This is a genomic window from Paenibacillus mucilaginosus 3016 (assembly GCF_000250655.1).
In the GTDB taxonomy this organism is placed as follows: Bacteria; Bacillota; Bacilli; order Paenibacillales; family NBRC-103111; genus Paenibacillus_G; species Paenibacillus_G mucilaginosus.
Genome location: NC_016935.1, coordinates 3,414,840 through 3,426,925 on the forward strand (window position 1 = coordinate 3,414,840; position 12,086 = coordinate 3,426,925).

10 protein-coding genes, 1 pseudogene and 1 riboswitch are annotated in these 12,086 nt (G+C 60.1%); all 11 genes and pseudogenes read left to right on the forward strand.

From position 1 onward, the window contains the following. The first annotated feature begins 179 nt into the window (after positions 1–179). Positions 180–276, forward strand: a riboswitch (cyclic di-GMP riboswitch). Positions 277–421: 145 nt separating this feature from the next. Next, positions 422–2,887, forward strand: coding sequence for an EAL domain-containing protein (locus tag PM3016_RS14785; protein ID WP_014370018.1), 2,466 nt, complete (start codon positions 422–424; stop codon positions 2,885–2,887). 166 nt (positions 2,888–3,053) lie between these two features. After that, entirely contained in the window at positions 3,054–3,743 is a 690-nt protein-coding gene (locus PM3016_RS14790; RefSeq protein ID WP_014370019.1) for an SOS response-associated peptidase, read from the forward strand. A gap of 302 nt (positions 3,744–4,045) precedes the next feature. Beyond that, positions 4,046–5,214: pseudogene (locus PM3016_RS14795) on the forward strand (D-alanyl-D-alanine carboxypeptidase family protein). Between the two features lie 18 nt (positions 5,215–5,232). Then, complete coding sequence (locus tag PM3016_RS14800; protein WP_014370020.1) at positions 5,233–5,832, forward strand: nucleoside recognition domain-containing protein; 600 nt, start codon at positions 5,233–5,235, stop codon at positions 5,830–5,832. A 7-nt stretch (positions 5,833–5,839) separates the two neighbouring features. Then, entirely contained in the window at positions 5,840–6,373 is a 534-nt protein-coding gene (locus PM3016_RS14805; protein WP_013916458.1) for a spore maturation protein, read from the forward strand. 151 nt (positions 6,374–6,524) lie between these two features. Further along, positions 6,525–6,866, forward strand: coding sequence for a hypothetical protein (locus tag PM3016_RS14810; protein ID WP_013916459.1), 342 nt, complete (start codon positions 6,525–6,527; stop codon positions 6,864–6,866). A gap of 18 nt (positions 6,867–6,884) precedes the next feature. After that, on the forward strand, positions 6,885–7,664 hold the full coding sequence (locus PM3016_RS14815) for a pseudouridine synthase (protein ID WP_014370021.1): 780 nt from the start codon (positions 6,885–6,887) through the stop codon (positions 7,662–7,664). Between the two features lie 65 nt (positions 7,665–7,729). Further along, complete coding sequence (locus PM3016_RS14820; RefSeq protein ID WP_014370022.1) at positions 7,730–8,254, forward strand: redoxin domain-containing protein; 525 nt, start codon at positions 7,730–7,732, stop codon at positions 8,252–8,254. A 156-nt stretch (positions 8,255–8,410) separates the two neighbouring features. Beyond that, positions 8,411–10,087, forward strand: a complete 1,677-nt coding sequence (gene resB, locus PM3016_RS14825; RefSeq protein ID WP_014370023.1) for a cytochrome c biogenesis protein ResB — start codon at positions 8,411–8,413, stop codon at positions 10,085–10,087. Next, positions 10,084–11,331 (forward strand): cytochrome c biogenesis protein CcsA, encoded by a 1,248-nt coding sequence (gene ccsA / locus PM3016_RS14830; protein WP_013916463.1) that lies wholly within the window; start codon positions 10,084–10,086, stop codon positions 11,329–11,331. The genes resB and ccsA overlap by 4 nt, the downstream gene beginning before the upstream one ends. 37 nt (positions 11,332–11,368) lie before the next feature. After that, a complete protein-coding gene (locus tag PM3016_RS14835) occupies positions 11,369–12,085 on the forward strand; it encodes a response regulator transcription factor (protein ID WP_013916464.1) in 717 nt (238 codons plus the stop codon). Position 12,086: the final 1 nt, after the last annotated feature.

The window sequence follows — 12,086 nt, forward strand, 5'->3', positions numbered from 1 at the left end:
CATTTAAGCAGACGGCCAAGCTGCTCTCCTTGCGGGAGCGGCTTTATGCATTTAGGATGTCATAAAACTTTCCATCTGGTTCCAAAGATCTATAAAAATATTGAAATTATAGGATAAAAGAGATAGACTAACCCCGGCCTTCATGCTACTATAGGTAACAAAGAACTATACATACCTGATTACGATAAAGGCAAACTCATCGAAAGGTGGGGACGCAAAGCCACAGATCTAAAGCCTTCAGTCCCGCTGACAGGCAATGACCGCTGGGTTACCGAAAAGATACCGTACTTTCCGGTGATAGGCTCAGATCGACGGCTGCTCTTGCTGAAGGGTGGCTTTTTTGATTTTGGTTCGGATCCCCGCAAGGACCCTCTTCCGACAATTCAGGCCGCCTCATCCTACCCGTTATGGAGGGCTCATCATGTCTGGAACTTATAATGTCTATCTCGTTCTCCTCTCGTATCTCATCGCTTTTATGTCGGCCTATTCGGCCTTTGATCTGGCGCGCCGGCTCTCCGCCGCCGCGGCCCGCGTTCGCAGGCTCTGCCTCGGCCTGGCGGGCGTGATTCTCGGCATCGGCATCTGGGCCATGCACTTCGTAGCCATCCTGGCTTATGAAACTTCTCTGTCTATTCATTATGACAGCTTGCTGATGCTTCTTTCCGTCGGTTTTGCCGTTACGGCCTCCTGGGCCGGACTGGCTGGCGCCAGCCGTCCCGCTCCCGGCCTCCGGCGTCTGCTCGCCAGCGGATGTATCGTATTCGCCGGCGTAGTGGGGATGCACTTCATCGGCATGGCGGCCATGGGGATGGGCGGTGATCGTTACCACTGGCTTCTGCTTATGCTGGGGGCGGCAATCGGACTTGCCGGATCGTTCGGTGCGTTGTTCGTGTCCTTCCGTTCGCAGCCTGCGGGAGGCAGGAACTCCTATCTGCGCCGGCTGCTCGGTGCCGCCATGATGGGCGGGGCGATTGCCGGCCTGCATTACCTGAGTATGGAGGCCATGACGTTCGGGTCCGTCGGACACCTCCATCAGAGGTTCCGCCACGCCGGCCATCAGGATGAAATGCTTGGTATTATCCTGGCGAACTGCATCATTTTTCTGCTAAGTATCATCGTGATTCGGGGCTATTTCCTGGACCGGAGGTACCGGGAAGGCGAGGCCTTCCGACTGGCGGTGCTGGAGTCGGCGCTGGACGGCATCCTCCTGGTGGATCACCAGGGCGGCATTATGGAGTGCAATCCGGTGATGGGCGGAATGTTCGGGTACCCCCGCGAAGAGCTTGCTACCCTGCACCTGACCGATCTTCTTGAAGTTCCGGCAGGAGGCAGCGGGGACGGTGGGCTGAGCACGGAAGCGGAAGGGCGGGAGGGGCCGTCCGGCTTCGCACTGCCCGTGGAAGCGATCCGCGGGCTGCTGGACAGCCGCGTCGAGACGACGGGATGGCGTGCCGACGGCACGGCCTTCCCGGTGGAGATCAGCCTGACCCGGACTGAGGGCTTCGGCCGTCCGGTCTTCACCGTCTTCGTCCGGGATATTACCGACCGCAGAAAGGCGGAGGAGCACATCCGGCAGATGGCGCTGCGCGACCCGCTGACGGGGCTCTACAACCGCTCCTACCTTCAGGAAAAGCTCTCCTCCGCGCTGAGCCGCGCGGAAGGAAGCCGGGGGACGATTGGGGTGATGTTCCTCGATCTGGATGGCTTCAAGTCGATCAACGATACCTTCGGCCATGACTCGGGGGATATGCTGCTTCAGGAAGTGGGCGAGCGGCTGCTGCACTGCGTCCGTGAAGAGGATTTGGTGTCCCGGCAGGGCGGCGATGAGTTTATCGTCATGCTCAGCGGAGTGACCCCGGGAACAGCTTCGAGCATTGCCGTGCGGATGATTGAGGCGCTGGCCCGGCCTTTTTATTACGCCGGCAGGGAGATGACGGTGACGCCGAGCATCGGTATTGCGCTTTATCCCTCCGCCGGTACGAGTGCCCATGTGCTGGTGAAGCATGCGGATGCGGCGATGTACCAGGCCAAGCTGAACGGGAAGAACCATTTTCAATTCTATACGGCCGAGATGGAGGCGTCCCTCTCGCAGCAGACGAAGCTGGAGGCCCGGCTCAAGCTTGCCCTGCAGCAGGACGAATTCCGGCTGCACTACGCGCCGGTCATGTCGGTGCAAACGGGCCGGCTTCTCGGAGTGGAGGCGCTGCTTCGCTGGGAGCGGGACGGCGTCTTGATTCCCGCCGGACAGTTCATAGCGGGGGCGGAGGCGACGGGGCTGCTTCCCGGTATCGGACGCTGGGTGCTGCGTGAGGCCTGCCGTCAGCACCGGAGCTGGAGGAATGCCGGTCATCCGGCCGTGACGATGTCCGTGAATATCTCGGCCCGCGAGCTGGCTGAGGAAGACTTCGTTGAAGGCGTAGGCCATGCGCTGAAGGAGACGGAGATGCAGGCGGAGTGGCTGCAGCTTGAGATTACGGAAGAGATCGGCCGGGGGAGGGCCACGCGGCTGTGCGATAGACTGAAGGAGCTCAAAGCCCTCGGCGTCCGGCTGTCGCTGGATGACTTCGGCGCGGGCGCCGCTTCGCTGAGGTTCCTGCAGCTGGCTCCGGTGGACGAACTGAAGCTGGACGGCAGGCTGATCGCCGCGCTGGGGGAATGCCCCGCCCGTCAGGCCATGCTGGAAGCGTTGATCTCTTTGGCTCACGGCCGCGGCATGCAGGTGATCGCCGAAGGGGTGGAGCGTTCCGGGCAGCTCGAGAAGCTGCGGGAGCTTGCCTGTGACGGGGCACAGGGGTACTGGTTCGGTCAGCCGATGGCGGCGGGAGAATTTGAGCGGCTGCTGAGCTACGAGCGGTTTCACCGCAAAGATTCGAGCCAAATCTCCTGAGCGGCAGGCGTGCCGGAAACAGCGGGATCAGGGCATAGAGGCGATTTTTCGTGTATGTTTAATCTTACAGCGGGCAAGGGGGAGGCGGGCTTTACTTGCCTCCTCCTCCGTTTTATAGTAAACAGAAAGGTCATAAACAACGGCAGAGAAAAGGGAGGTGCCACGGATGTGCGGCAGGTTTACGATCACCGTCACATGGGAGGAGCTGCTTCTCCGGTTCATGCTCGATCCCCGTCCCGGGGCGTACCAGCCCCGGTATAATGTGGCGCCGGGGCAGTATATCCCGGCAATCATCGGCGGAGACCCCTCCTTCACGGGTGCTGCGCCGAACCGGTTCGGCGCTCTGCGCTGGGGCCTGGTGCCCTCCTGGGCGCAGGATGACAAGTCGGGGGCGCGCATGATCAATGCCCGGTCGGAGACCGCGGCGGAGAAACCGGCCTTCCGGACGCTGCTGAGGCGCAAGCGGTGCCTCATTCCCTCGGACGGCTTCTATGAATGGAAGAAAGAGGGGAGCCGCAAGCAGCCGGTGCGGTTCGTGCTGCGGGAGGGAGAGCCCTTCGGCATGGCTGCGCTGTTCGATACGTGGGCCGCTCCGGACGGCGCCAAGCTGCACACCTGCACGATCCTCACCACGGCGGCGAACCCGCTGGTCGCCGAAGTGCATGAGCGGATGCCGGTGATCCTGGAGCCGGAAGGGGAGCGGCTGTGGCTGGACCGCAGCATTCAGGAGGAGCGTGAGCTGCTGCCCCTGCTGAGGCCTTACCCGGCGGAGGCGATGCGGTATTATCCGGTCGATCCCAAGGTCGGACGGGTCCAGCATGAAGCGCCGGATTGTATCGAACCGCTGACTTTGTAGACCAGCGGGGCAGGAAATCCAAGGGCTGGTGTTAAAAGGGCGGACGGAGCGTCATTTCATTTCTCCACGTCCCCCATATCATGGCAGCACGTGCATTGAACCGTCCGGCACCCGGACGGTTTTTTGCTGCTGGAGGGGCCGGCAGCTTGAAGGACGGCGAAGCCGTTTATCTTAAACCATAGGTTCATATCGAGCCCTGACAAGCATATACATGTACAAGATGGGACCGGACAAGAGGATGCACCGGGTACCGGGACATGCCTGCTCCGAAGACCCCGTTTTTTAGATGTGGGAGGATCGCGATGAGAAGAGGATGTCTGCTGCTTGCCCTGCTGTTGCTGTTCACCGGTACGCTCCTGCCGGGCGCCGCCACCGCCGCCCCCGGCATCTCGACAAGCGCGGAGGCCGCCGCCCTGATCGATGTCACTTCCGGCCGCATCCTGCACAGCTCCCATGGGGACAAGCAGATGCGGATCGCTTCCCTGACCAAGATTATGACGGCTATCGTGGCCATTGAACACGGGACGCTTACGGACAAGGCCAAGGTCAGCAAGAATGCGTTCGGCAAGGAAGGCTCCTCGATCTATTTGAAGCTGGGCGAGGAGATGGTGCTCAAGGACCTGCTGTTCGGCATGATGCTCCGATCGGGCAACGACGCGGCTACGACGATTGCCGAGCATGTCGGCGGAACGGTGGAAGGCTTCGCCTACCTCATGAATGAGAAGGCGCGCATGATCGGCATGAACAACTCGAGCTTCAGGAACCCGTCGGGGCTCGATGAGGAAGGGCATTATTCGACGGCCAACGATATGGCCAAGCTGACCGCTTATGCGCTGAGGAACCCGGTCTTCCGCGAGATCGTGAAGACCAAGGTGAAGAAGGTGCCTAATCCCAATGAGTCCTGGGATTACACCTGGCTTAACAAGAACAAGATGCTCAATCTGTACGACGGCTCCGACGGAGTAAAGACGGGCTACACCAAGCTTGCCAAACGCTGCCTTGTTTCCTCCGCCACCCGCGGCGGCCAGCAGCTCGCCGTCGTTACCCTCAACGACCCCAATGATTGGATCGACCACGCCAGGCTGCTCGATTACGGGTTCCAGCACTATCCGCTCTTCGGGCTCATCGGCAAAGGCGAGCCGTCGGGGGGACGGAGCTGGTCGCCGGTGCCGGCTTCCGTTATGCGGCGGAAGAGAAGGAGCGCGGCCAGTTCACCCGCCAGCCCGTGCTGAACGATCCGCTCTCCACCGCTTACCGGCTCGGGGATGCGGGGCGGCTTGAGTTTCAGCTGAACGGCAAAGTGGTCGGGTCCGTACCGCTGGTTCCGAAGGACAGCCCCCGTCTGCGGTGGGGGGACAGCCCGGTCTTCTCCTCGAAGGAGAACGACTATCAGGGGGCGACGCAGGCCGGCCGCTGGCTCTACATATTGGAGGCGCTGACCCGCGTGCTCTTCACGGGACATGCGGACTAAGGAAGGAGAGGAAGCCGTATGGTCAACTTTATCTGGCTGTTCTTCATTGTCGCGGGATTCGTCGTCGCCGCTTTTCAGGGCCGGATCGAGCTGGTGACCGAGGCGGTGTTCGACGGGGCGAAGAGCGGGGTCACCGTCTGCTTCGGTCTCATCTCCATCATGGTCTTCTGGCTTGGGGTCATGCGGATCGCCGAAGACGCGGGGCTGCTGCAGGCGATGGCCCGTCTGCTCAGCCCCATCGTCCGCTGGCTGTTCCCCGGCATTCCGAGGAATCACCCGGCCCTCGGCTATATCATGTCGAACATGAGCGCCAATATTTTCGGCCTCGGGAATGCCGCCACTCCCATGGGAATCAAGGCGATGCAGGAGCTGCAGCGCCTTAATCCCCACAAGGATATCGCCTCGCCGGCGATGTGCACCCTGCTGGCCCTGAATACGGCGAGCATCACGCTGGTGCCGACCACGCTGATTGCCATCCGCATGAGCTATGACTCCGCGAATCCGGCGGAGATCGTCGGAACGACGCTCATCGCCACGTTCATATCGACCCTGGCCGCCATTCTGGTGGACAAATGGTACCGCAAACGCTACACGCCCATTCCGCCGGTGAAAGGATGAACGCGCCGTGTATGATTTCGTCAATCTGATCTCCGCCTGGGCGATTCCCGTCATCATCGTGTTCATCCCGCTGTATGCCGCCTACCGCAAGGTGCCCGTCTACGAATCGTTCGTGGACGGGGCCAAGGACGGCTTTGATACGGCCATCCGGATTATCCCGCATCTGGTCGGCATGATGGTGGCGATCTCCGTCTTCCGCGCGTCGGGCGCCATGGATCTGTTCATCGGCTGGCTCAAGCCGCTGTGCGAAGAGATCGGCGTGCCGAGCGAAATCATTCCGCTGGCTTTCCTGCGGCCGATTACGGGCGCCGGCTCGCTCGCCTTCACGACCGACCTCATCTCGCAGTTCGGGCCCGATTCCATGGTCGGCCGGATCGCCTCCACGATCCAGGGCAGTACGGACACGACGCTGTATGTCATCACCGTCTACTTCGGCGCGATCGGCATCCGCAAGGCGGGCTACGCGCTCAAGGTAGGTCTCATCTCCGACGCTGTCGGCTTCATCGCATCCATCGTGGTCTGCTACCTCGTCTTCATGTAGCCGGCCCGGCAGGATGCGGGGCCGACAGTGTTTTTTCGCAAGACACCGATGTGAGCCCATCGCAAGACCCGCCGCAAGCCTCCGCCGAATGGCACCACCGCCCATCCCCGGGCATATACTGCCAGCAGTCAACCGCGAAGAGGTGAGCTGCATGCAGTTCTACGGCATTGTCATCCATCGTTCCGTCTGCCCTTCGATCAACGGCAGAGGCTACGATTTCTTCATCACCAAGCAGGGCGCGATCATCCCCTCCTCCGAACAAACCGATCCCCTCTATATCCATATCTGCCTCGAAGGAGAGTTCTCCACACCGGGGCAAGCTCTCTCCGCCGAAGAGAAGGAGCAATTTTTTCTGCTGAACAAACTGGTTCTCCGCCTCTCGGAAATGTACCGTTTCAAGCCCGACGACATTTTTCCCCACACGGTTACCTGCCCCGGGGCCATTTTTCCATGGGCTCAACTTGTGATTTCACCCGAGGATCGTTATCATTAGCTTGAGGTGAAACCACGAATGGAAAGATTGCAAAAAGTATTGGCCGAAGCCGGTGTGGCTTCCAGGCGCAAATGTGAAGAATTGATTACGGCAGGGCGCGTACAGGTGAACGATGAGGTGGTCACGACGCTCGGCGTTAAAGTGAATCCGGCCCTGGACAAAATCAAAGTGGACGGCAAATCGATCCGCCGCCAAACGAAAGTGTACGTGCTCTTCAATAAACCGAAGGGCGTCATTACGAGCGCCCAGGATCCGGAAGGCCGCAAGACGGTCACCGAATTTTTCAAAGACATCAAGGAGCGTATCTATCCGATCGGCCGGCTCGATTACGATACGGAAGGTCTGCTGCTGCTCACAAATGACGGTGAGTTCGCCCACCTGCTCACCCATCCGAAGCATCACGTGCCGAGAACCTACCTGGCGACGGTCCGCGGCGTGCCTCACGGCAGCCAGCTCGAGAAGCTGAGCCAGGGCATCAAGCTCGAGGACGGCATGACGGCCCCCGCCGAGGTGGAGTACCAGGACATCGATCAGGACAACAACGAAGCCGTCATCAAGATCACCATCTACGAGGGCCGCAACCGGCAGGTGAGACGGATGTTCGATGCGATTCATCATCCGGTGAACAAGCTGAAGCGCGTACAGTTCGGGCCGATTCAGCTGACGGGCGTGCCCCGCGGCCGCTACCGCTTCCTGACCCAGGACGAGATCGAGGAGCTGAGAGCCAGCGCGCTCGCTGCCGGTACGCGGGAAGGGAAGAAGCCCCGGGAGTCACATAAAATTCAAAAAGGTGAATAAAAGGAAGTAACTCATTTCGTTATAATAGAACTGTTGCAGTATGAGCCGTTTGAAGGTGGGGGATCATGGGAAAACATAGGCAGTGGATTCAAATCAGCATCTTGGCTGTGATCCTGGTTATCGGCGGATTAACCCTCGCAAACAACTTGTTCTCAAAAGAGGAGAAGCCCGTCGCAGGAAGCGCTGCTCCGAATTTCAAGCTGCTCGGCCTCGACGGAAAGACGCATAACCTCTCGGATTACGAAGGCAAGCCGGTCGTCGTCAACTTCTGGGGCACGTTCTGTGAACCGTGCCGCAACGAGATGCCGGCGCTTGAACGCCAGCATGCCAAGTGGGGCGACAAGGTCGCGATTCTCGGTCTGAACCTGGACGAGCCGAAGGTGGCCGTCGAGAATTACGTCAAGGAGACGGGCGTAACCTTCCCGATCCTCTTCGACAAGGACGAGACGATGCGCAAGCGCTTCGGCGTGAAGGAGTATCCGACCACGTTCTTCCTTAACGGGGACGGTACGATTGCAGCCATTAAGGTCGGCGAGATGGACGAGCCTTTCATCGAGCGGACGCTGTCGTCTTTATTACAACAACAATAGAGTGTGCGCGGACCCGCGCAGCTGCCGCCAGCCCGCCGCCCGGTTTCCCGCGACGGGGCTTCGGTGTTTGGGTAAGCTTGCTGCAGCGCTTTCCAAGACAGGGAATGAACTCTCTCTTTCATTTCACAGGCGGAACAGGCGCACACAGGAGGACACATGATTCACAACACAAAATGCGAATGCGGCCATCAGAATCATGTCGGCACCCTGCTCTGCGAATCCTGCGGCAAACCGCTGCAGGAGGACGGGGGCAGCGAGCCGCTCGAGATGAAGTACGACGGCGTCGCCCGCAGGTCCCAGCGGTCGAATCCCGGCGTGCTTGACCGGGTGTGGAACTTTTTTTCCTCGGTGAAGGTGGCTATCTATCTCATTATCATCACCCTGCTGGGATCGGCCCTCGGCACGATCTATCCGCAGGAGAGCACGTTCCTGAACTTCGACCCGTCCTACTACAAGGACAATTACGGAACGACGGGCGAATGGTACTACAAGCTCGGACTGTCCCATACCTTCGAATCGTGGTGGTACATCACGCTGCTGTTCATGATCGGCACCTCGCTCATCGTCTGCTCGCTGGACCGCGTGCTGCCGCTGTACAGGGCGCTGAACAAGCAGCAGATCCGCAAGCACCTGAACTTCATCACCCGGCAGAAGGTTACCTTCTCCGCTGACGTGCCGCGGACTGAGGCCTCGGGTGAGGACTCCGCCGAAGTGTGGACCCGGAAGGCCGCGGAGGCGCTGCGCCGGAAGCACTACAAGGTACATACGGATGGAACCGCCCTGCTTGCCGAGAAGAACCGGTTCAGCCGGTGGGGGCCTTATATCAATCATATCGGGTTAATCATCTTCCTCGGTGCCGTGCTGATGCGCAGCATTCCGGGATGGCATATGGACCAGCATCTGGCGTTCCCGGAAGGGCAGACCGTGCACATTCCCGAAACCGATTACTACCTCAAGAACGAGAAGTTCACGCTGGAATTCTACAAGCCCGAGGAGCTTTCGGACGATTTTCGCGCCAAGGGCCAGGATGTGCCGAAGGTGTATGAGACGAAAGCGGTGCTCTACCGCTGTACGCAGGACTGCGACGATCCGTCGAAGAAGCCCGTGCTGACGGAAGTGCACCGGCAGGATATCATTGTGAACAAGCCGCTGGAGTACAAGGGGCTGCTTGCCTTCCAGTTCGACTTCAAGCCGTCGCCGATGCTGATCTCCGTGAAGCCATCGCTGAAGAACAAAGTGACCGGCGAGAATTACGGCTCGTTCACGCTGCCGATGGCCGATCCTGCGGACGAGTATCAGGCGGGCCCTTACCGGCTTAAGCTGCAGGCCTATTTCCCTGAATTCGGCCTGAGCGACAAAGGGGCGCCTTTGACCAAGTCGAAGGAGCCGAAGATGCCGGCCTTCGTCTTCACGGTCACAGGGCCGGGGCTGAAGCCAGAGGGCGAGCCCTACATGTACTTCCCGCGCCAGGTGGATAAGGTGAACTTCCGGCAGGATGACATCAACGGGGCGCTGGCGGACAAGCTTGAACTGTCGGTCGGCTCCATGGAGGACGTGCAGATCTCCGAATATATCTCCTACCTGAATATCCGGGTGGACCGCGCGATGCCGTTCATCTGGGTCGGGGCCGCGATCTCCATGATCGGGCTCACGATGGGCTTCTATTGGCATCACCGGCGCATCTGGCTGCGGATCGACGGAGGACGCCTCGCGCTGGGTGCCCATACGAACAAGAACTGGTACGGGATCCGTAAAGAGGTGTCCGAGGTACTGCGCAAGACCGGGATCGAGGTCGATCCCAAGACGCTGGAGAGAAAGGTGATTCCTTCGTGAGCAGCACGCTACTGCTGATTGCTTTTATTATTTACGGCCTCGCCATGATGGGCTTTGTCATCGCCATCACGGGGCGCTGGTCCGTTCAGGTGCAGGACCCGGATGCCTATGCCCGCCGCTGGGGACGCATCGGACTGATCCTGACCATTATCGGCTTCCTGTCCCACCTCGGCTTCTTCTTCACCCGCTGGGCGGAAGCCGGGCATATCCCGACAAGCAACATGTACGAGTTCATGACCTTCCTGGCCATGATGATCGTACTGGCTTTCATCGTGGTCTATCTGATCTACCGTACCTCGCTGCTCGGGGTGTTCGCACTGCCGCTGGCGGTGATCATTATCGGCTACGCCTCCGTGTTCCCGCGTGAGATTCAGCCGCTGATTCCGGCGCTGCAGAGCTACTGGCTCAAGATCCACGTGACCACAGCGGCGCTCGGCGAGGCGTTCTTTGCCGTCGGCTTTGCCGGCGGGCTGATGTACCTGCTGCAGGCGGTGGACTTCTCCTCGAAGGAGAAGAAGCACCGCCGTGAACAGCGCGGGGTGGAATTCACGATCTTCACGCTGGTGATGATTACGGCCTTCGTCGCCTCCATCTTCAGCTTCAATGCGGCAGGCTACAGCGCCAAGTTCGAGACGGACGTCAAGGTCATCGGAACCGACAATACGGAGCAGACGGTCCGGCAGGAGGTCAAGTATGTGCTTCCGCCGATCGTGAAGCCGTTCGAGAGCAAAACGACTGAGATGCAGCCGTTCCTCGGTATGACCTCGCCGCTGTTCGAAGCGCCGAGCTGGATGCACGGCGCCAACGCCGGACGCAAGCTCAACACGGTCGTCTGGTCGGTGCTCGGCGGCGCCATTCTGTACGGCATTCTGCGGTTGATCGCACGCAAGCCGCTGGGGGCGGCACTGCAGCCGCTGACCCGGGGCGTCGATCCGGACGATGTCGACGAGATCGCCTACCGGGCGATCGCCATCGGCTATCCGATCTTCACGCTCGGCGCGCTGATCTTCGCCATGATCTGGGCGCATGAGGCCTGGGGCCGCTTCTGGGGCTGGGACCCCAAGGAGGTCTGGGCGCTGATCGTCTGGCTGTTCTACGCGGCCTACCTGCACCTTCGGCTGTCGCGGGGCTGGCAGGGCAAGCCGTCGGCCTGGCTCTCGGTCATCGGCTTCCTCGTGGTCATGTTTACACTCGTGGGAGTAAACCTTGTGATTGCAGGTCTGCACTCGTACTCCGGTACGTAAGGATACCCGGAACATTCCAGTGAAATGAGGCTGAACTATGTCGGAAGTGAAAATGAATATCCTGGTCGTGGACGATGAGGAGCGGATCCGCCGGCTTCTTCGCATGTATCTGGAAAAGGAGAACTACCGAATCGACGAGGCGGAGGACGGGGAGTCGGCGCTGGCCAAAGCGCTCGAGACCGATTACGATCTCATCCTCCTCGATGTCATGCTGCCCGGCATTGACGGCAATGAGGTATGCGCCCGGCTGCGCCAGGTCAAGTCGACCCCGGTGATCATGCTGACGGCCCGCGGGGAAGAGACGAACCGCGTGCAGGGCTTCGAATCCGGCGCCGACGATTACGTCGTCAAGCCGTTCTCCCCGCGTGAGGTCATCTACCGGGTCAAGGCGATCCTGCGCCGTTCCTCGGTGACGGCTTACCTGTCGAAGGAAGTGAACTCCTCGAACAACATCGTCTTCCCGAACCTCGTCATCGAGCATGACGCCCACCGGGTAACGGCCGGAGGGCAGGAGGTTGCCTTGACGCCGAAGGAGTACGAGCTGCTGCATTATCTCGCGGTTTCGCCGGATAAGGTGTTCTCCCGCGAAGAGCTGCTGAAGGACGTATGGAACTACGAGTTCTTCGGCGATCTGCGGACGGTGGACACCCATGTCAAGCGGCTGAGAGAGAAGCTCAACAAGGTATCGCCGGAAGCCGCATCGATGATCACCACCGTGTGGGGCGTCGGCTACAAGCTCGAGGTGCCGAAATAAC

What these genes read in the sequence shown, in the direction of transcription:
- PM3016_RS14810 (WP_013916459.1), top strand. Translation starts at nt 6,525, where the DNA reads ATGCAGTTCTACGGCATTGTCATCCATCGTTCCGTCTGCCCTTCGATC.
- resB (WP_014370023.1), top strand. Translation starts at nt 8,411, where the DNA reads ATGATTCACAACACAAAATGCGAATGCGGCCATCAGAATCATGTCGGC.
- PM3016_RS14820 (WP_014370022.1), top strand. Translation starts at nt 7,730, where the DNA reads ATGGGAAAACATAGGCAGTGGATTCAAATCAGCATCTTGGCTGTGATC.
- PM3016_RS14815 (WP_014370021.1), top strand. Translation starts at nt 6,885, where the DNA reads ATGGAAAGATTGCAAAAAGTATTGGCCGAAGCCGGTGTGGCTTCCAGG.
- PM3016_RS14785 (WP_014370018.1), top strand. Translation starts at nt 422, where the DNA reads ATGTCTGGAACTTATAATGTCTATCTCGTTCTCCTCTCGTATCTCATC.
- PM3016_RS14790 (WP_014370019.1), top strand. Translation starts at nt 3,054, where the DNA reads ATGTGCGGCAGGTTTACGATCACCGTCACATGGGAGGAGCTGCTTCTC.
- PM3016_RS14835 (WP_013916464.1), top strand. Translation starts at nt 11,369, where the DNA reads ATGTCGGAAGTGAAAATGAATATCCTGGTCGTGGACGATGAGGAGCGG.
- PM3016_RS14800 (WP_014370020.1), top strand. Translation starts at nt 5,233, where the DNA reads ATGGTCAACTTTATCTGGCTGTTCTTCATTGTCGCGGGATTCGTCGTC.